This window comes from Pseudomonas sp. S09G 359 (genome assembly GCF_002843605.1).
In the GTDB taxonomy this organism is placed as follows: domain Bacteria; phylum Pseudomonadota; class Gammaproteobacteria; order Pseudomonadales; family Pseudomonadaceae; genus Aquipseudomonas.
Map to the genome: position 1 here is coordinate 1,288,760 of NZ_CP025263.1, position 20,018 is coordinate 1,308,777.

At 61.6% G+C, this 20,018-nt stretch carries 17 protein-coding genes; 6 read left to right on the forward strand and 11 right to left on the reverse strand.

What is annotated here, in order from left to right; translation table 11 throughout:
• The 4 genes from CXQ82_RS05750 to CXQ82_RS05765 all read right to left on the reverse strand — a co-directional run bounded on the left by CXQ82_RS05750 (position 1) and on the right by CXQ82_RS05765 (position 6,080).
• The gene (locus CXQ82_RS05750; protein WP_101266950.1) at positions 1–1,386 is read right to left on the reverse strand and encodes an ATP-binding protein; all 1,386 of its coding nucleotides are present in this window, start codon (positions 1,384–1,386) and stop codon (positions 1–3) included.
• Positions 1,383–3,194 (reverse strand): DAHL domain-containing protein, encoded by a 1,812-nt coding sequence (locus tag CXQ82_RS05755; protein ID WP_101273725.1) that lies wholly within the window; start codon positions 3,192–3,194, stop codon positions 1,383–1,385. The genes CXQ82_RS05750 and CXQ82_RS05755 overlap by 4 nt, the downstream gene beginning before the upstream one ends.
• On the reverse strand, positions 3,191–4,129 hold the full coding sequence (locus CXQ82_RS05760; RefSeq protein ID WP_101266952.1) for a cytochrome-c peroxidase: 939 nt from the start codon (positions 4,127–4,129) through the stop codon (positions 3,191–3,193). The genes CXQ82_RS05755 and CXQ82_RS05760 overlap by 4 nt, the downstream gene beginning before the upstream one ends.
• Positions 4,130–4,205: 76 nt before the next feature.
• The gene (locus CXQ82_RS05765; RefSeq protein WP_101266954.1) at positions 4,206–6,080 is read right to left on the reverse strand and encodes a bifunctional diguanylate cyclase/phosphodiesterase; all 1,875 of its coding nucleotides are present in this window, start codon (positions 6,078–6,080) and stop codon (positions 4,206–4,208) included.
• A 257-nt stretch (positions 6,081–6,337) separates the two neighbouring features.
• Here CXQ82_RS05765 and CXQ82_RS05770 point away from each other — a divergent pair, with 257 nt between their 5' ends.
• The 4 genes from CXQ82_RS05770 to CXQ82_RS05785 are packed head-to-tail and all read left to right on the forward strand — an operon-like array spanning position 6,338 to position 9,310.
• A complete protein-coding gene (locus CXQ82_RS05770) occupies positions 6,338–7,684 on the forward strand; it encodes an HD domain-containing phosphohydrolase (RefSeq protein ID WP_101266956.1) in 1,347 nt (448 codons plus the stop codon).
• A gap of 48 nt (positions 7,685–7,732) precedes the next feature.
• A complete protein-coding gene (locus tag CXQ82_RS05775) occupies positions 7,733–8,146 on the forward strand; it encodes an NUDIX domain-containing protein (protein WP_101266958.1) in 414 nt (137 codons plus the stop codon).
• A gap of 22 nt (positions 8,147–8,168) precedes the next feature.
• Entirely contained in the window at positions 8,169–8,807 is a 639-nt protein-coding gene (locus CXQ82_RS05780) for a LysE family translocator (protein WP_101266960.1), read from the forward strand.
• The gene (locus CXQ82_RS05785; protein WP_101266962.1) at positions 8,804–9,310 is read left to right on the forward strand and encodes a GNAT family N-acetyltransferase; all 507 of its coding nucleotides are present in this window, start codon (positions 8,804–8,806) and stop codon (positions 9,308–9,310) included. The genes CXQ82_RS05780 and CXQ82_RS05785 overlap by 4 nt, the downstream gene beginning before the upstream one ends.
• 128 nt (positions 9,311–9,438) lie before the next feature.
• Here the strand turns inward: CXQ82_RS05785 and metR are convergent, their stop codons facing one another.
• The gene (gene metR, locus CXQ82_RS05790; protein ID WP_101266964.1) at positions 9,439–10,356 is read right to left on the reverse strand and encodes a transcriptional regulator MetR; all 918 of its coding nucleotides are present in this window, start codon (positions 10,354–10,356) and stop codon (positions 9,439–9,441) included.
• 182 nt (positions 10,357–10,538) lie between these two features.
• Between metR and CXQ82_RS05795 the strand changes: the two genes are divergently transcribed.
• Complete coding sequence (locus CXQ82_RS05795) at positions 10,539–11,558, forward strand: alpha/beta fold hydrolase (RefSeq protein WP_101266966.1); 1,020 nt, start codon at positions 10,539–10,541, stop codon at positions 11,556–11,558.
• 56 nt (positions 11,559–11,614) lie between these two features.
• Positions 11,615–12,268, forward strand: coding sequence for a DsbA family oxidoreductase (locus CXQ82_RS05800; protein ID WP_101266968.1), 654 nt, complete (start codon positions 11,615–11,617; stop codon positions 12,266–12,268).
• Between the two features lie 223 nt (positions 12,269–12,491).
• On the opposite strand, the gene CXQ82_RS05805 is transcribed toward CXQ82_RS05800, so the two are convergent.
• The 6 genes from CXQ82_RS05805 to CXQ82_RS05830 form a co-directional block, all read right to left on the reverse strand.
• Positions 12,492–13,889 (reverse strand): sigma-54 dependent transcriptional regulator, encoded by a 1,398-nt coding sequence (locus tag CXQ82_RS05805; RefSeq protein WP_101266970.1) that lies wholly within the window; start codon positions 13,887–13,889, stop codon positions 12,492–12,494.
• Positions 13,879–15,648: a HAMP domain-containing sensor histidine kinase gene (locus CXQ82_RS05810; RefSeq protein ID WP_101266972.1), complete on the reverse strand. Its 1,770-nt coding sequence runs from the start codon at positions 15,646–15,648 to the stop codon at positions 13,879–13,881. The genes CXQ82_RS05805 and CXQ82_RS05810 overlap by 11 nt, the downstream gene beginning before the upstream one ends.
• Positions 15,648–16,772, reverse strand: coding sequence for a GNAT family N-acetyltransferase (locus CXQ82_RS05815; protein ID WP_101266974.1), 1,125 nt, complete (start codon positions 16,770–16,772; stop codon positions 15,648–15,650). The genes CXQ82_RS05810 and CXQ82_RS05815 overlap by 1 nt, the downstream gene beginning before the upstream one ends.
• Before the next feature lie 282 nt (positions 16,773–17,054).
• A complete protein-coding gene (locus CXQ82_RS05820) occupies positions 17,055–17,900 on the reverse strand; it encodes a carboxylesterase (protein WP_101266976.1) in 846 nt (281 codons plus the stop codon).
• The gene (locus tag CXQ82_RS05825; RefSeq protein ID WP_101266978.1) at positions 17,897–19,291 is read right to left on the reverse strand and encodes an aspartate aminotransferase family protein; all 1,395 of its coding nucleotides are present in this window, start codon (positions 19,289–19,291) and stop codon (positions 17,897–17,899) included. Before CXQ82_RS05825 ends, CXQ82_RS05820 begins: the two co-directional genes overlap by 4 nt.
• On the reverse strand, positions 19,284–19,985 hold the full coding sequence (locus CXQ82_RS05830) for an MtnX-like HAD-IB family phosphatase (RefSeq protein WP_101266980.1): 702 nt from the start codon (positions 19,983–19,985) through the stop codon (positions 19,284–19,286). The genes CXQ82_RS05825 and CXQ82_RS05830 overlap by 8 nt, the downstream gene beginning before the upstream one ends.
• Positions 19,986–20,018 lie beyond the last annotated feature (33 nt).

Sequence of the window (20,018 nt, forward strand, 5' to 3'; positions counted from 1 at the left end):
CTACAGTGTTTGGCGAATGGGCAGCACCACTCTGAACGTGGTGCCTTTGCCCAATTCGCTGCCGACGGTGATCGCGCCACGGTGTTTTTTGACGATGCCGTAGGAGAGGGACAACCCCAACCCCGTCCCTTCACCCACCGGCTTGGTGGTGAAGAATGGATCGAAGATTTTCTGCACGCTGTCCGGGGCAATCCCGCAGCCGTTGTCTGTGACTTCCAGCCAAATGTTCTCGCCTTCTACCCCGTTGCTGATCGTGATGGTGCCGCGTTCCGGCCCCATGGCTTGCGCGGCGTTGATCACCAGGTTCATCACCACTTGATTGAGCTGCGATGCCAGGCATTCGATGTCCGGCAGCGGCGTGTAGTGCTTGATCACATCGGCCTTGTACTTGAGTTCACTGGCGACGATGTTCAAGGTCGAGTCGATGCCCTGCTGCAGGTTTGCCCATTGCCAGGTCTGGTCGTTATCCACCCGGGAAAAGTCTTTCAGATCCTTGACGATCTGCGCTACGCGGCCAATGCCATCCCTGGATTCACGCAGCAACGTGGGGATATCTTCCTTGAGGAAATCCAGGTCCAGGCGCTGCCGCAAGGCTTCGAAATGATCACCGCCCAGTGCGGTTTCTGCTTGCCGATAGGCGTCGAGCATTTCCTGCAACTGGTTGAAGTAGCCGCCCAGCGTGCCAAGGTTCGAAGAAATAAACCCCACCGGGTTATTGATTTCGTGGGCTACGCCGGCCGCCAGTTGGCCCAGGGAGGCGAGTTTTTCTGATTGCACCAGCTGGCTTTCCAGTTGTTTGCGTTCGTCGATTTCCAGCTGCAGCGCCTGGCCGGCCTGGGTGAGTGCCAGGGTGCGCTGTTCCACCAAGTGTTCCAGGTGGCTGGTTTGCAACGACGCACGCCGCGCCATATCCCATTTGGCGGCCAGGGTATTGGCCATCTGCTGCACTTCAATATTGTCGAACGGCTTTTTCAGGATCAGCAGTCGATCATGGGCATGCAGGCGAAACAGCAGCTCCTCCCAGGAATAATCCGAGTACGCCGTACACACCACCACTTGCAGGTTCGGGTCGACCTTCCAGAGTTCTTCGATGGTCTGGGCGCCGTCCCAGCCCTGGGGCATGCGCATGTCGACGAAGGCCAAGGCATACGGTCGGTGTTCGGCCATGGCCACCTCGAGCAACTTCAGCCCCTCCTGGCCGCCGTAAGCCGAGTCCAGTTCGAACGCCTGCCCCTGTGGCGTGTCGCGGGTACCGAACAGCGCTGCCTCCATCTCGTCCAGGGCCTGGTTCTGCTCCAGGGGCGGCGTGAGGATTTTGCGGAAGTCTTCGTGGATCGACGGCGTATCGTCGATCAGCAGCACGCGCCGGTTCGAAGGTTGGTTCATGCTGGGCCTGCTGCATCGTTGAGGGGTATTTGCAAGGTGAACACGGCGCCCTTGCCCGGCCCATCACTATGGGCGGTGAGACGGCCATTCATTTCAATCGCGGCCAGGGCACAGCTGTGCAGGCCGAAACCATGGCCTTCCTTGCGGGTGGTGAAGCCGTGGGTGAAGATTCGCGTCATGTTTTCAGCGGGTATGCCTTCGCCTTCGTCCTTGACGCTGATTTGCAGGAGGCTGCCCTCTACGGTCTTGATCGACAAGGTGATCTGCCGCGGGCGGTCGCTCAGGTTCGACATGGCGTACTTGGCGTTGCTGATCAGGTTGACCATGATCAGCAACAACCGGTGTTTGTCCGCCATCAGCTGCGGTACCTGGGCGTACTCCTTGACCACCGTCACATGGTGGCGATTAAGCGCCCCGGAGTTCATGCGCAGGGCATCCTCCATCAAGGCACTGATCTGCACGGGCTCCAACAGGCTGGAAACGCCGGCGTAGGATTGCTGGGTAGAGACGATGTCTTTGATGTGGTCCACGCTTTTGCTCAACTGTGCCAGTTCTTCGGTCAGGCCCTGTTGCTCGGTGGCAATCGCGCTCACCAGTTGGTTGAGGTAGCCCGGCAGCAGTTTGCCTTTTTCGTCTTCGCGCAGGTAAGCCCCCAGGTCGTCAGGGTGCTCGTTGATCAATTGCATCGCCTTGCCCAGCCCCAGCGCCTTGCTGGAGCGCAGCTTGCGTGCCACCAGTTCGGCGGAGATGTTCACGCTGTTGAGTACGTTGCCGACATTGTGCAGCACGTTGGTGGCGATCTCCGCCATGCCGGCCTGGCGGGCGCTGTCGAGCAGTTCGCTCTGGGCATCCTTGAGTTCCTGTGTGCGCGCTTCGACGCGCTGTTCCAGGCTCTCATTCACCCCTTGCAAGGCGCGGTTGACCCGGTTGATCTCGGCAAAACTGCGCAACAGGCGTACCGCCAGGTACATCAGCAGCACCACCAACAGTGTGGAAAACACCAGCAGGTAGCGGTGGTACTTCTGATCGACCAGGTCGGCAGCGGTCTGGTCCTGGTTGAGCTGGGTGGTCATGGCGTCCAGCTGATCGGACAAGGGGATCGCGGCGATACGATCCAGCAGGTCGTTGACCAGCGGTTGTTCGCGCAGAATCAGCGAAATGTGATTGCTGAGAATCTCCACCGGTACCTGAAACGCCTCAGGCAGGCTTTCCTTGTTGATCGCCAGCTTGTTCAGGCCCACGAGGATGTCCGCGGCCTTGTCGTCGCTCGTCACCTGAGCAAACTCCAGAGCGCTGAGCAGCAAGTCGTACGTGTCGGTGGCGATGTCTTGCAGTTGCAGTTTGTCGGTGTCTTCCAGGCGCAGGAAATGCGCCTGTATGTCGTCCTCGGCGGTCGGCAAAAAGGCCAGGGAGTTGCGCAGCACCGCATTGTGGGACTTGAACCGCTCCACCAGCCGCGCTTTTTCCTGGATCGACTGGCGATAAGCCTCCTGCGTGGCCTGCCAATCGGCCGGGTGATCGTGGCGGTGTAGCCCTTCGCGGCTTTCCAGCGTGGTCCATAGCGCGTGCATCTGTTCGAGCGGGGCCACCAGGGGGTCATAGTTGTGGGTGAGGGCGATCCTGGCCTTGAGCACTTCGACGTCCCATTGGGAATTGAGTTGCTTGATCTGGCGGATCAGGTCGCGGGACTCGGTGTAGGTGGTGGACTGGTCGCCGAGCGACTTGAGGTACAGGAACACCAGCACCGAGGCCAGTACCAGGGCGATGCCACTAAGCGTAAGCAGGCTGGCGAGGCGGGAGGATTTCATAGCGGCTTGCCCGCCCATTCACCGGTCAGCGTCTTGAGGAATTGGATGATCAGTGTCTTGTCCTCAGCCGAAGGGATTCGCCCCAGCTGGTACTTGAACATGACGTCGACAGCCTCCTCGAGGGTGTTGGCCGAGGCATCGTGAAAGTACGGGGCGGTCACCGCAACATTGCGCAGGCTCGGCACCTTGAACACGTTGCGGTCTTCTTCGTCCTGGGTCAGCAGGTAGCGGCCCAGGTCGGCTTCGGTAGGGTTGCCACGGGCCTTGAAGTAGTCGCCCATCACGCCGAATTTCTGGTACATGTTGCCGCCGATATTGGCGCCCTGATGGCAGGCGATGCAGCCATAGTCCTTGAACCGCTGGTAGCCATATTTCTCTTGGGTGGTGAGGATGCCGGTGTTGCCTTGCAGGTACTGGTCGAAGCGCGAATTGGGGGTGAGCAGGGTGCGCTCATAAGTGGCGAGGGCGTTTTGCACGTTGGCCGCCGTCACGCCGTCGGCATAGATCTGCTGGAACGCAGCCTGGTAGTTGGGCAGTGCCTGCAAGGTCTGGGTCACGGCCTGCCAGGTATTGCCCATTTCCATCGGGCCGGTGACCACCTGCTCAACCTGCGCTTGCAGGGTGTCGACCCGGGCGTTCCAGAATTGTTTGAAGTTCAGGCTGGCATTGAACACCGTCGGCGTGTTGAGCCCGACGGGGGTGCCATCGAAACCCAGGGAAAACGGCCGCTTATCCGCACCGCCCGTTTCCAGCTGATGGCAACTGGCACAGGACTTGGTGTTATTGACTGAAAGTCGTGTCTCGTTGAACAACTGGCGCCCCAGCTCCACGGTGGCCGCATCCAGCGTCGGCACTGGCGGCAGCGGCTTGAGCGGCTCATCCAGCGGCGCGGCCGCAGTGGGCAGGCAGGCGCCGTACCCCAGGGCGACGGCCATGCCCAATGCCCGAGGCGACAGGTTAGGAGAACGTGGCGTCGTGCTGCTCAAGCGGTCGCTCCTTGGGGCAAAAGGGTCAGGGGGTGGGCATCAGGCTGGGTTGCCCGGCTTGCAGCAACCGGGCGAAATCATCGGCCGCAACGGCTTTGCTGAACAGGAAACCCTGGCCCTCCTCACACTGGTGGGCCTTGAGGAACGCCAACTGTTCAAGCGTCTCCACGCCTTCGGCGATAATGTTCAACTCCAGGCTTTTACCCAGGCTGATGATTGCGCTGATCAACTGGGCGTCCTGGGTGTTGTTGCTCAAGCTGCGAATGAACGACTGATCGATCTTCAGCACATCAATCGGGAAGCGTCGCAAGTAGCTGAGGCTGGAATAGCCCGTGCCGAAATCATCGATGGACAGCCGCACGCCCAGAGTCTTGATGCCGCGCAGGGTGGTCAGCGTGTCTTCGACGTTTTGCATCAGCACGCTCTCGGTGATTTCCAGCTCCAGCAAGCGCGGCGCCAGGCCCGTGTGCTCAAGGGTCACTGCCAGGTTGGCGACAAAGTCACGCTGGCGAAAATCCAGCGCCGAGATATTCACCGAGATGCAGATGGGGGGCAGGCCGGCGGCCTGCCAGGCGCGTGCTTGCGTGCAGGCCTGGCGCAACACCCATTGGCTCAACGGCACAATCAGGCCGCTGTCTTCTGCCACGGGAATGAAGGCCGACGGGTAGATCCAGCCATGATCGGGCTGATGCCAGCGAATCAACGCTTCGGCGCCGACGATCTGCCCGCTGTTCAGGTCCAGCTTGGGTTGGTAGTGCAGGATAAATTCATTGCGCTGCAGGGCCAGTCGGATGGCGCTTTCCAGGCTTTGCTGTTGTTGCGCGCGCAGGTTCATTTCGTCGATGAAAAAACTGAAATCGTTGGGGCCATGGTCTTTGATGGTACGCATGGCGGTTTCGGCTTTTTTGATCAGCTCCACAGCACTGTTGCTGTCATTGGGGTAGACACTGATGCCCAGGCTGGCGGTAACGCTCAGGTCGTGGCCGGCCACATAGCGGGTGGTACTCACGGCGGCGAGGAGCTTTTCGGCAAGGTACTGGGTTTGCTGCGGGTGCTTGATGTCGTTGAGGATCAGCACGAACTCATCGGAGCCGTAGCGAAACACGGCGTCTGACTCGCGCACCGTGGCCACCAGGCTCTGGCTGACCTGCTTGAGCATTTCATCGCCGACCGGGTGGCCCAAGGCGTTGTTGATGCGCTTGAAGCGGTCCAGGCCGATAAACATCACGGCCAACTGGGTGCCATGGCGCCGGCAGACGGCAATGGCTTGCGTCAGGCGGTCGCCCAGCAGTGTGCTGTTGGGCAGTTCGGTCAGGGCGTCATATTGCAGCAGGTGCGAGACCTTGAGCAGCTCCTGCACGCGTTCCTCAATCGTGCGCTCCAGCCCGATCAATTTGCGCGCCGCGTCCTGTGCCAATTGCCATTTCCAGGTCAGGGCGGTGGCCATCTGGCGGATTTCCAGGTCGTCGAACGGCTTCTTCAGGATCAGCAGTTGGTCGTCGTATTGCAGGCGCGCTTCGATGGCTTCGAAGGAGTAGTCAGAATAGGCGGTGCAGAGGGCGATTTGCAGGTGCGGGTCGACCTTCCACAGATGCTCGATAGTCTCCAGGCCGTCCCAGCCCGGCGGCATGCGCATGTCGATGAATACCAGGGCATACGGGGCGTCGTCGGCCAGGGCTTTGGTCACCAGTTCCAGGGCTTCCTCGCCCTGATAGGCGGAGTCGAGCACGAAGGTCTGACGCACTGCCGGGGCGCTGCCGAACAGGGTTTCTTCGATGCTGTCCAGGGACTGGCCGCCGTTGGCGTCGGCGCACAGTATCTTGCGAAAATCTGCGTGGATCGAGGCCGTGTCATCGACGATCAGAATGCGTCGATTGGCCCGCTCCGAGCGCGGCGTCATAGCTGATTCTGCGGGGTGCGCAACGGCGATTTCTGGCGCATACGGCTTCCTTACCTTGAATGCTTCGATAAACAGGAGCGGTCACCAGCTTAATGCCACAAGCATAGTCGGCTCCCTTGAATAAGTCGGCCAGTTGGCGTCAAATCAACGCCAGTTACCCCGGTGTTCATCTAGCGCTCAATGCTGTAGCAAGTACAGCGATGGATTGCACCGGGTCGCAATGAAGCAATTGTGTGTCATTGCCAGGAGGTGTTGCCATGGATGAACAAAGTGCTACGACGTCCGCCTACACCCCTACGATTTTGCTGGTCGACGACGAAGAATCGATCCTCAACAGCCTGCGCCGCCTGCTGCGTGGCCAACCCTATGCAGTGCTGCTGGCCGGCAGTGGGGCCCAGGCCCTGGAAATCATGGCGGCCCAACCCATTGACCTGGTGATGACCGACGCGCGCATGCCGACGATGGACGGCGCGATGCTGCTCGCCGAGACCCACCGCCTGTATCCGGCCACCACCCGCATCCTGCTGACCGGCTATGCCGACATGGGCATGATGATCAAGGCGATCAACGAAGGTCAGATTCACCGCTACATCAGCAAACCCTGGAACGATGAAGAAATGCTCCTGACGTTGCGTCAGTCACTGGAGCACCAGCATTCCGAGCGCGAACGGCTGCGCCTTGAGCAGTTGACCCACGCGCAGAACGACCAGTTGAAGGCCCTCAACGCCACCCTGGAAAAACGCGTGATTGCCCGCACCAGCGAGCTGCAGCAAACCGCCGATATGCTCGACCTGGCCTACGATGAACTTAAGCGCAGCTACGTGACCGGCACCGAAGTGTTTTCGCTGCTGGCCAACTTGCGGTTGCCCAAGCAAAAGCAGACCAACCGCCAGTTGATTGAGCTGATACGCGTGTATTGCAAGGCTCAGGTGATGGACGAAGCCAGCGCCCGCGACCTGACCATGGCCGCCGCGCTGTATAACATCGGCAAGTTGAGCTGGAGCGACAGCATGATGGCTGCGCCCTCGGACCTGCTGCACAGCACTGACCGCGAGCGCTATCGGGATTACCCGACCCAGAGCGAATCGTTGCTGATGACCCTGGAGCCGATGAAGGACGCCGCACGCCTGATCCGCCATCACCAGGAGCGCTGGGACGGCAGTGGCTTTCCGGATCACCTCAAGGGCGATTTGATCCCCTCGGGGGCCCGCTTATTGAAGCTGGCCGTGGACTTCATCGAGCTGCAAAAGGGTTTGATCCTTGAGCGCCAGATGAACAGCGATGAAGCGCTGCTCTACATCCGCAAATACGCCGGCAGGCTCTACGACCCGGATATGGTTGAAGATTTTGTGCAGGCGTGCGCGGCGTTCCTCAGTGACGTGACGTTGGGTGACCCGAGCGTGAAGGTGTTGACTACCCGCGAACTGACCGAGGGCATGGTGCTGGCACGTAATCTCAATGCGGATAACGGCATGCTGCTGCTCAACGCCGGCAAGGTCTTGAACCTGCCGCTGGTGGATAAGTTGATTGCGTTCGAGGCGATGGAAGGGGCCAAGTATTCGGTGTTTATCAAAGAACCTGATGAGGCAGTGCTTTGCGATTAAGGTGCTTTCTGTGATCCTTGCGTCTTTGCCTTCAAGGAAGATCTGTTCATGACTTTGACCATCCGCATCGCCGCCGCCCTCCTGATCGGCAATGACGGCCAGACCCTGTTGGTGCGCAAGCGCGGCACCCAGGCGTTCATGCAACCCGGCGGCAAGATCGACGCCGGCGAACAGCCTGTGCAGGCCCTGGCCCGTGAGCTGTTCGAGGAGTTGAACCTGCGTATCGAGCCGAACGAGGCGGTCTACCTTGGCAAGTTTTCCGCACCCGCCGTGAACGAGCCGGGTTTCACCGTGGAAGCCGAGCTGTTTCAGGTACAGATCGATGTAGCGGTCACCCCCGCCGCCGAGATTGAAGAAGTGCGCTGGATCGACCCGGCCGGTGATGGCGGCTTGCTGTTGGCGCCCTTGACACGTGACCTGATCCTGCCGTTTTATCGCTCTTCCCAGGCCACTCCGGCCTGACGCAGGTACGAAGGACTGAACCGTGATCCCGCTCAACGAATTGCTGATTTTTGCCGCCGCGTCGCTGCTGATGGTACTCACCCCCGGCCCGAACATGATCTACCTGATCTCGCGTTCGATCTGCCAGGGGCGCAAGGCCGGTATGGTGTCGTTGCTCGGCGTGGTTGCGGGGTTCTTTGTGCACCTGTTCGCGGCGGCGGTCGGCCTGACGGCAGTGTTCCTGGCGGTGCCGATGGCCTACGAAGTGCTGAAATGGGCCGGCGCGCTGTACCTGCTGTGGCTGGCCTGGCAGGCGGTAAAGCCCGGTGCGCGCTCGCCGTTCGAAGCCCAGCAACTGCCGCCGGACTCCACGCGCAAGCTGGTGACCATGGGCTTCCTGACCAGCGCGCTGAATCCGAAAATCGCCGTGTTCTATCTCTCGGTGTTCCCGCAGTTCATCACCCCTGAACACGGCTCGGTATTTACCCAGAGCTTGATGCTCGGCTTCACCCAGATCAGCGTGAGCTTCCTGGTGAATATGCTGATCTCGTTGTTCGCCGCCTCCATCGCCGCCTGGTTCATGCACAACCCGACCTGGCTGTCGGTGCAGCGTTATTTCATGGGCTGTGTACTCGCCGCCCTGGCGGTACGCCTGATGCTCGAACAGCGCCGCAGCGCATGAGCATTCGCAGGCTGGGCGCCGCTGATGCCGAGGCGTATCGGGCATTGATGCTGGAGGCTTACGGCGCCTATCCCCAGGCGTTTACCTCCAGCGTGGCGGAGCGTGCGGCGATGCCGATGAGCTGGTGGGAAAAGCGCCTGGAAAGCGCGTTGGATTGCTTGCTCGGCGTCTATGTCGACGCGGAACTGGCCGGCATTGTCGGCCTGGCGTTCGAGCCGCGCGAGAAGGCGCGGCACAAGGTGACCCTGTTTGGCATGTACGTGAGCGGCGCCCATCAGCAGCAGGGCCTGGGCCGGCAACTGGTCGAGGCAGCCCTCGACGAAGCGCGCCGGCACCCGCGCCTCAAGGTGATCCAGCTGACCGTCACCGCCGGCAACGCCGCCGCCCTTGCGCTGTACCAGCGCTGCGGGTTCATCCAGTACGGCCTGGAGCCGCTGGCGGTGCGGGTGGGCGAAGACTACTTCGACAAGATCCACATGTGGCGCGAACTGAGAGTCGTGTGATGTCCCATGTGGGAGCGGGCTTGCTCGCGAAGGCGTTGTGTCAGTCAACGCAGGTGCTGACTGAACCACCGCCATCGGGGGCAAGTCGAACCGTCGCACCGCCCCTCCCACATGTTCACCTGCGGCGCTTAACGCACTGCACTGACCCCATCCAGCGTCGAAAACGAGGTGTCCTTGGCCGTCAGCAAAAAGTCGCGCATGTACGGCGCATCCAGCATGTCGGCGCGAATGCCCGCATACAGCGTCGCAAACAGGCCTTTCTCGCCCAGGCGCTTGGCCTTCACGTAACCGCGCGAGCTGTATTCATGCAGTGCCCAATGGGGCATGCCGCATACGCCACGGCCGCTGGCCACCAGTTGCATCATCATCACCGTCAGCTCTGAGGTGCGCACCTGGGCCGGTTCTACGTCGGCCGGCTCGAGGAAGCGGGTGAAGATGTCCAGGCGGTCACGCTCCACCGGGTAGGTGATCAGGGTTTCCGTCAGCAGGTCTTCCGGCACGACGTAGGACTTGTTCGCCAGCGCGTGCTGGTTGGCCACGGCCAGCATGGCTTCGTAGGTGAACAGCGGCACATAAGTGATGCCCGGCAACTCCTGCGGGTCGGACGTTACCACCAGGTCCAGGTCGCCACGGGCCAGGGCCGGCAGCGGCGCGAAGGCAAACCCGGAGGCCAGGTCCAGCTCGACTTCCGGCCAGGCGTCGCGGAACTGGTCGATGGTCGGCATCAGCCACTGGAAGCAACTGTGGCACTCGATCGCCATGTGCAACCGCCCGGCAGTGCCGCCAGCCAGGCGCGCGATATCGCGTTCGGCGCCACGCAGCAGCGGCAGGGTGGCGTCCGCCAGTTGCAGCAGGCGCAGCCCGGCGCTGGTGAAGCGCAACGGCTTGGTCTTGCGCACGAACAGCGGCATGCCCAGGCGCTCCTCCAGCTCCTTGAACTGGTGGGACAGTGCCGATTGGGTCAGGTGCAGGCGCTCGGCGGCTTCGACCAGGCTGTCCGCTTCGCGCAGGGCGTGCAGGGTCTTGAGGTGGCGGATTTCGAGCACGGGCTCTCCATGAATACAATTTGTGATGATTCTTAATGACGTGAGTTTGCCTCATGTTGTGGTGCGTGTCGACTGTGACCGCTGGGCACTCTTCATCAAACTGTCACGCAACTGTGGCAGCGCGCTTGCACAAACTTCATCAGACTCGCGCTCTACTGGGGTTCTGCGTTTCGGTGTTTTTCATGCGCGTGTTGCTTTTACTGGCCGCTCTACTGTTCGGCCTGCCGTCTTTTGCGGCTTCTCGATGTGATGTCAATGTCCCGACCCAAACGGTCGACCTGGCTCAGGTGAGCATCGCCTACCAGAGTATCGGCCGTGCGTCCGACCCCGCCTTGCTGCTGGTGATGGGCCTGGGCGGGCAGTTGATCCATTGGCCCGACGAGGTGGTGGTCGCCTTGTGTCAGCAGGGTTTCCGGGTGATCCGCTATGACAACCGCGATGTCGGCCTGTCCAGTTGGCGCCAGGCCCCGGCGAGCGCCAACCTGACTTTCGAAGTGCTGCGCTACAAGCTCGGTTTGCCGGTGTCGGCCCCCTATACCCTGACGGATATGGCCGATGACGCCCTGGGCTTGATGGACGCGTTGCAGATTCGGCAATTCCACGTGCTGGGCGCAAGCATGGGCGGCATGATCGCCCAGCACCTGGCCGCCATGGCGCCGCAACGGGTAGAAAGCCTTACGCTGATCATGACCAGCTCCGGCGCCGAAGGCTTGCCGGCGCCGAGTGCGGCGCTGGTGCAATTGTTGTCGCGGCGCAGCGCGCCCAATCGTGAAGTGGCGCTGGAGCAACAGGCCGATTTGCTGGCGGCGTTGGGCAGCCCGAATGTCAAGGATGACCGTGACGCATTGCTGCACCAGGCGGCGCTGTCCTACGACCGTGCCTTCAACCCGGACGGGGTGAAACGCCAGATCATGGCGATCCTCGCCGAGCCAAGCCGTGTGCCGTTGCTCAACCAGTTGCGCGTGCCGACCCTGGTGGTGCACGGCACCGCCGACCCGTTGTTGCCGGTGATGCACGGCGTGCACCTGGCCGCGCATATCCAAGGCAGCCAGCTCAAGCTGATCCCCGGCATGGCCCATCGTTTCCAGGAAGCGTTCAAGGCGCCGCTGCTGACGGCGGTGTTGCCGTACCTGCAGGCCCATCGTGAAGATGCTGCACATTGGGCGCAGATTGACCTGGGCGAGCCTTCGAAGGTGTTGTGACATTGGTGTATCGTGCAACCTTTGTGGCGCATTCACTGCCAGCGAGGTTGCCTACCATGAGTACTCCCCTGAAAATCGATTTCGTCAGCGACGTGTCCTGCCCCTGGTGCATCATCGGCCTGCGCGGCCTGACCGAAGCCCTCGACCAGCTCGGCACCGAGGTACAGGCCGAGATCCACTTCCAGCCGTTCGAGCTGAACCCGAACATGCCAGCCGAAGGGCAGAACATCGTCGAGCACATCACCGAAAAATACGGCTCCACGGCCGAAGAATCCCAGGCCAACCGTGCGCGCATCCGCGACATGGGCGCGGACTTGGGTTTTGCCTTCCGTACCGATGGCCAGAGCCGTATCTACAACACCTTCGACGCCCACCGCCTGCTGCATTGGGCCGGGCTTGAAGGCTTGCAGTACAACCTCAAGGAAGCGCTGTTCAAGGCGTATTTCAGCGATGCGCAGGACCCTTCCGACCACGCCACCCTGGCGATCATCGCCGAAAGCGTCGGCCTGGATATCCAGCGCGCGGCCGAAATTCTCGCCAGTGATGAATACGCCGCTGACGTGCGTGAGCAAGAGCAGTTGTGGATTTCCCGCGGGGTGACCTCGGTGCCGACCATCGTGTTCAACGACCAGTACGCGGTCAGCGGCGGCCAGCCCGCCGAGGCGTTTGTGGGCGCGATTCGCCAGATTATCCGCGAGAGCAAGGGCTGAGCAGCCCTTGTGAAAAGCAGTCCCTTGCCGCGAGCGGGCTTGTTGTGGCAAGCGGGCTTGCCCGCGTTGGGGGGCGAAGCCGCCCCAAAACCTGCGCCGCGGTTAATCCTGACACACTGCGGTTAATCCTTCTGGGGCTGCTGCGCAGCCCAACGCGGGCAAGCCCGCTCGCCACAAAAGCTTGCTTGTCACATAAGCGGGTTTGCCACAACCGCTGTGTAGCTCAGCGGACGATCTTGTCCACCTGAATCCCCAGCTTCTTCAAGCGATACCAGAAGCTCCGCTCGGAAATCCCGATTTTCTGCGCGGCCGCTGCCTGCACGCCGTTGCTCTCGTGCAATGCCGCCAGAATGTAGGCTTTCTCCACCTCCGCCAGCGCTGCGTCGAGGTCCTGGGGAATGCCCGGCCCGTCGTTGAGGATCGCCGTCACTCCGCCCTCGCTGGGCTTTGAGGCAAACAGATAAGCCGGCAGGTCGATGTCCTCGATCACCGGTTTTGCCGCGACGATAGTCGCGCGCTCCACACAGTTTTGCAGCTCACGGATATTGCCCGGCCAGTGGTACGCCGCCATGGCCTGCAACGCCTCGGGGCTGAAGCCGGTGATGCGTTTGCCGGCGGTGGCGCTGAGGGTCTGGGCGAAATGCCGAGCCAGGGGCGCGATGTCTTCCACGCGCTCGCGCAGGGCCGGCAGCGGGATCGGGAACACGTTGAGGCGGTAATACAGGTCCTCGCGAAACTCCTTGTTGGCCACCGCTTCCAGCAGGTTCTTGTTGGTGGCGGCGATCACCCGCACATCCACCTTGCGCCCGCGGGGGTCGCCCACCGGTTCGATCACCCGTTCCTGCAGTGCGCGCAGAATCTTGGCCTGCAGCGCCAACGGCATATCGCCGACTTCGTCGAGAAACAGCGTGCCCTTGTCGGCCTGTTGAAAGCGCCCGACGCGGTCGGCGACGGCGCCGGTAAAGGCGCCCTTGCGATGGCCGAACATTTCGCTTTCCAGCAGGCCTTCGGGGATGGCCGCGCAGTTGACCGCCACAAAGGGTTTATCCGCGCGGCTGCCGTGCTTGTGGATGGCGCGCGCGACCATTTCCTTGCCGGTGCCGCTTTCGCCGGTGAGCAGGATGGTGGCGCTGCTGTCGCGTACCGAATCCACAGCTTGCAGCACGCTGCGAAACGCCGGGCTGTCGCCTACCAGGCTGTCGAACTGCGCATGTTCGGCCAGCTCGGCGCGCATGCGCGCGTTGTCGCGCATGATGTCGCGAAATTGCAGGGCTTTGGCCACGGTGATGTCCAGCTCGTCGATATCGAACGGCTTGGCGATGTAGTCATAGGCGCCGTTGCGCATCGACTGCACGGCGTTTTTCACCGTGCTGTAGGCGGTCATCACAATCACCGGTACCTGGGCGTGGCGCAGCTTGATCTCGGCCAACAGGGCGGGGCCGTCCATGCCTGGCATGCGCCAGTCGCTGATCACCAGGTCGATGTCTTCCTGCTCCAGCACCTTGAGCGCGTGCAGGCCGTTGCCGGCAATGAAGACCTGGATGCCGTTCTGGCCCAGTGCCGATGCCAGCAGGTCGCAGAGCTTGGGTTCGTCGTCGACTACCAGAATATTATGCGTCATGACTGTCCTCGTCGTCTTCGCCAATCGCCGGAATGTACAGGCTGAAAGTGGCGCCGGCATCTTTCTCGCTGGCACATTCGATGCTGCCGTCGTGACTTTCCATGATCGAATAGACTTTGGCCAGGCCCAGGCCTGTGCCCGAAGCCTTGGTGGTGACGAATGGCGTGAAGATACGCTCGATCATCTCCACCGGGATGCCCTGGCCGCTGTCGCCGATGCTGATAACCGTAGTGCCACCTTCGCTGCGAATGCCCAGGGTCAGGCGGCCGCCTTCGGGCATGGCGTCGATGGCGTTGAGAATCAGGTTGAGGCACGCCTGCTTGAGTTGCTTGGCATCGGCGTAGAGGGTCGCGCCGGGCGCCTGGTCGTCAATCTGCGCGTCGATGTTGTGGCTGGCCAGTTCCGGTGCGCAGAAACCCAGGATCTCCTCCACCAGTGGGCGCGCCGGTTGCATCACGCGCAACGGCGGGTTGGGCTTGGCGAAATCGAGGAACTCGGTGATCAGGTCGTTGATGCGGCTGACTTCGCTGATCACGTATTCCAGGTGGCGCTTGTCGGCCTCCGGCAGGTCGGCGCGGCGGTGCAGCAGTTGGGTGGCCGTCTTGATGATGCCGAGCGGGTTGCGGATCTCGTGGGCCAGGCCCATGGCGACTTCGCCCAGGGCATGCAGGCGGTCACGCCGGCGCAACTGGGCTTCGAGGTGATGCAGCTCGCCCAGGCGCTCGGTCATATGGTTGAAGGTGCTGCTCAGTTGCGCCAGTTCGTCGCCGCCGGTGACCTGCACGCGATGCTCGTAGTTGCCCGAAATCACCGCGTTCACGCCTTGGGACAGATCCCGCAGCGGTTTGGTCAGGCGCCGCGACACCAAGACCCCCGCCGCCAGGGACAGCGCCGAACTGAGCAAGAAAATCAGCACGAACAGATTGCTCTGGTTCACCAGCCCCACCAGGCTGGTATGGCGCAGCAGGCCGCTGAAAATCACGCCTTGCAGGTCGCCGGCATCATTGAAGATCGGCCAGTACAAGCCGCTGTAGTTGTTGGTGAACTGCTCGCTCGGCTGCTTGGTGCTGCGCATCGCGGTTTCGACGTTTTTGGGGATGCGCGAGGGGTGATCCTCAAAGCGCTGGGTCGAGAAGATTTCCGAGAAGCCTTCGGGGTTGGCCAGGTACAGGCGCAGGTCGAGGGAATGCACGTCGGCTACGCTGGTCAGGAAGCTGCTGTCCAGGTAGGTCGCCACCAGCAGCAGGTAGTCGACGCCATCCTGGGTGGTTTCGAAGGTGGACACGACAATGCCGGTACTTACCCCGGCTACCTGCACGGTCTGCAGCACGGTGTTGCTGGCCAGGCTGATCTGCTTGACGATGTCGTCGGCGGCGGTGCTGAACACCACCTTTTGATCGCTCACGCGGATCAGCGCTACCACGTCGATATCGGTGGCATCGGCAATGTCGGCGGTCAGCCGATCATGCCTGGCGGCTTGCTTGTTCGAGGGCGGGCTGGTGTAGCGCAGGAACAGTTTGGCCATGCGCGCGTTGTCGTGAAGGATGTCGCCGATCTCGTCCTTGACGATCTTGGTCGACTCCTGCAGCCAGATGCGCACGTTGCTGTCGAAGATCTGCGACAGCGTGGTGGCGGCCAGCTCGGCGGCGATCATGGTGGGAATCACGCTGACCAACCAGAACGCCAGCACCAGCTTGCGCTGGACGCTCCAGCGCGAAATGGCAAACGGGCGGGCTTTCTGGCGGGTCTTGGTGATCATCAGGTTTCGCTTATCGCAGCAGCCATGGCAGAGTCGGAACGATCCGGTCGAATAAACAGTTTTACAAGCTTGAGCAGGCCGTTGACCAGCCGGTTGCGGTGGCGGAAAAACACACTGTTACCGCGGAACTCGCAGCCCAGGCGCAGCTTACTGGCATACCCGGCCTGACCGCACTCGTACAGCGCAATATTGTGCTGGATACAGTAGTCGACATTGGTCAGCCAGCTGCGGAAATACAGGTTGTAGTCGCGGGTGAATTCGAGGTCATGCCCGAAGAATTTATCCACCAACCGGTGTTCATCCACCAGGACCAGGTTGAACGCCACCAGTTGCTCGTCCACCCAGTAAAGAACACAGACCGCGCGCTTATCAAGCCGTTCGAGCACCCCGGTGAAGTAGCCGGCGGGCAGCCGCTCGAACTGCAACTCGGCGCGCGTGAGGGTGGCCTCGTACAGACGCATGACGTCCGCGAGCACGTCGTCGATATTGCGCCGCCACTCCACCCGCGGCCCCGGTGCGCGCAGTTTGCGGCGCAGGTCCTTACGCGTGGATTTGCCCAGCGAACCCAGGTAGGCGTCCACCGAACCGTAGGGCAGCGGTAACACCCCCGTGGGCAGGCTCGGCATGCTTTGGAAACCCGCCGCCCGACAACTCTCGAGCCAATGCGGGTCGTTGCTCGGCGCATCCTTGACCGCCACCAGGCCGATGCCGAAGTCATCGGCATCCTGGCGCGCGGCGTGTAGCAGGTGCTTGAGCAACAGCGCACGGCTCACCTGCGGCACGCCACTGGCGAAACCGGCGTCGCAGCGTTCGGCCACCGGGGACCCGAGGGCATACAACCCCAGTTGCAAAAGCCCCGGCCACAGCCGCTCCACACGCTCGGTCAAGCGCTTGCCGGCGCCCGACACCGTGGTGTCGAGGCGATAATGAGTGATGAACGCGGCAGCCACGGCTACCAGCGTTCCATCTTGGTAAACCGCCAGGTAGCGCCACTGGAAGTCCTCGATAGCGGCGTTTTCCACGGCGACGTAATAATCCCAGTCCTCCAGGGCACCGGGAAAGCAGTCGTTCCAGGCGCTACGCTGGATGCCCCGGATGGTCGGGAAGGCTTGGGTGGTGATCACAGAGTTCCCTTAGTCGTGAGCAAATCTAACTGGCAGCAGGTTTGTTGTGGCCCCCGGGCTTATATGCCCCCGGGCTTTTGTGGCAAGCGGGCTTTTGTGGCACCCGGGCTTGTGTGGCGAGCGGGCTTGCCCGCGTTGGGCTGCGAAGCAGCCCTAAAACCATTCACCGCCTATCTATCTGAAAGTTAGGAGTGATCTTATTAGGGCCGCTTCGCAGCCCAACGCGGGCAAGCCCGCTCGCCACGCAAGCCCACTTCCTACAGAAGCCCGTTCGCCAATAAATCAGGCGGCGTTTGCGAGTCGGGTATTCAGTTCCACAAACTCGGCACTCAACTCGATCACCCGGCGGTATTGCAGGTCCACCGTGATCATGTGGTAGCAGTTGTCCAGCAGGATCTTGGTCACCGGCCCGCCGAGGTGGCGTTCCACGTAGTCGGCGTTCCAGCGGCTGGTGATGTCGTCCTCGATGGAGTGCAACACCAGCGCCGGCACCTTGACCTCGGGCATGCGTTTCTTGACCACCGCGTTCAGCCGGTGCAACTCGCGCACGGTGATGCCCTCCATGGTCAGCAAACCGGCCTGGCTGCTTTCACCTTCCTTCATCTGCCGCTCGACGATGGCCCGCAGGCGTTCGTTCTTGATGCCGTAGGGCGGTTTTTCTTCAAAGCTGCAAATGTGCACGCCGAAGGGGATTTTCATCAGCAACGGCGTGAGGAATGCGAGTTTGTTGATGCTCCAGCCGTCGTACTTCAAGGTGGTGGAATACATCAGCAGCCCGGCAACTTGCCCGGGGTGTTCGGCGGCCACGTACATCGACATCACCGCCCCCATGGACAAACCACCGACAAACACCTGGGCGTGCCGCTGGCGCACCTGCACGAAGGTTTTGCGCACACCTTCGTACCAGTCGCGCCAGCCGGTGGCCTGCAAGTCGCTGTTGTCGCCGCAGTGCCCGGCCAGGGTCGGCACGTACACCGTGCAGTTGCCCGCCTTGGCCAGGCCCTTGGCGACCTGGCGCAATTCCGTCGGGGTGCCGGTCAGGCCGTGGATCAACAGGACCCCGACCGGACCGTCACCGAGAACGAAGCCGGCAGCACCTTCACCGAGGTCGATCTCAGCGGCATTCACCGTTTAGTCGCTCGAACCAGCAACTGCTCAAGCAGCTTCAAGCCCAGGTCGATTTCCGGGTAGCTGATTTCCAGGGACGGCGCCAGGGTGATCACGTTCTTGTAGTAACCGCCCACGTCGAGGATCAAGCCGAGTTTCTGGCCGTCCACCACCATGTCGCCCTTCATGCCTTCTTCGACCATGTAGTCCAGCGTCGCCTTGTCTGGCGTGAAGCCATCCGGGCCGCAGATTTCGCAGCGCAGGGCCAGGCCCAGGCCGTCGACGTCGCCGATGATCGGGAAGCGTTTTTGCAGGTCTTGCAGGCCTTCGAGGAAGTATTTGCCCTTGGCCATGACCATCGCGCCGTAGTCGACTTCGTTGGTCATCTTGAACATTTCCAGGCCTACCGCAGTGCCCAACGGGTTGGAGGCGAAGGTGGAGTGGGTGGAGCCTGGCGGGAAGATTTTCGGGTTGATCAACTCTTCACGGGCCCAGATGCCGCCCAGTGGGTTGAGGCCGTTGGTCAGTGCCTTGCCGAACACGATCACGTCCGGTTGCACGTCGAAGTGCTCGATCGACCAGAGTTTACCGGTGCGGTAGAAGCCCATCTGGATCTCGTCGGAGACCATCAGAATGCCGTGCTGGTCCAGCACGTGCTTGAGTTCGCGGTAGAAGTTCATCGGCGGGATCACGTAGCCGCCGGTGCCCTGGATCGGCTCGACGTAGAACGCGGCGTATTCGCTCTGGCCGACTTTCGGGTCCCACACGCCGTTGTATTCAGTCTCGAACAAACGCGCGAATTGCTGCACGCAGTGGCTGCCGTATTCTTCTTTGGTCATGCCTTTAGGGCCACGGAAGTGATACGGGAACGGGATGAACTGCGCACGCTCGCCGAAGTGGCCGTAGCGACGGCGGTAGCGGTAGCTGGAGGTGATCGACGAGGCGCCGAGGGTACGCCCGTGGTAGCCGCCTTCGAAGGCGAACATCAGGCTTTTGCCGTTGGTGGCGTTACGCACCACTTTCAGCGAGTCTTCGATGGACTGCGAACCGCCGACGTTGAAGTGCACGCGGCCGTCGAGGCCGAACTTCTGCTTGGCATCGACCGCGATCATTTCCGACAGCTCGATCTTGCCTTTGTGCAGGTACTGGCTGGCGATTTGCGGCAGGGTGTCGATCTGTTGTTTCAGCGCATTGTTCAGGCGCGGGTTGGCGTAACCGAAGTTGACGGCCGAGTACCACATCTGCAGGTCGAGGTAGGCCTGGTCTTCGGTGTCCCACACGTAGGAACCTTCGCAACGGCTGAAAATACGCGGCGGCTCAATGTAGTGAACGGTGTCGCCGTAGGAGCAGTATTTGGCTTCTTTATCCAGAAGGATCTGGTCTTCGGCGGTAGCGATACGGATATCAGACATGATGGAAGAGTTCCTGATTGTCGGCAGCAGTAAAGGCGGTAGCGTTGGCGGCGATGCCTTGGGGCAGCAGCGCCAGCAGCGCAGGCACTTCGGCAAACGTGTCGAAGCGCGCATGGGGAATGTGGTTGGCGACGCAGTACTCGGCGAGGCTGCCTTTGGCGAACACGAAGTCGGCGGTGGAGGCCACGCACATGTCGGACTTGCCGTCGCCGATCACCAGCACGCGCTTGTTGCGCGGCGTGGATTTGCATTTGCAGTTGCCCGACGCGGCACGGCAGGCATCGCTGGAGTACGGGAAGTCGATGCGCCAGCTGTTCTGGTCGACCTGGCGCAGGCGGTTGGCGAGGATCGGCAGCAGCGTCACGTAGTTACGCGAGAGGATCCGCGCAATGCCTTGCTCGATGCCGTCGCTGACCACTTCGAGGGAGGCGCCCAGGCCGATCACGTGATCGACGAAGTCGGGGAAGTCCGGGTCGATCTCGACGCTGTCGAAATACGCCAGCAGTTCGCTCGGCGTCGCCTTGATCAGCGCCAGTTGGCGGCTCAGGCATTCGCGTGAACCGATATGCCCATCCAGCCATTCCTGTTCGATGGTTTCCCACTCGGGGCCGGCGAAGCGTTGGAGGACGTTGTCGATGACATCGGTGGGAGTGATGGTCCCGTCGAAGTCACACACGATATGCCAGTGGATCATTGCGTTTACCCTAAGAGGAGCGCGCTCTGTGCG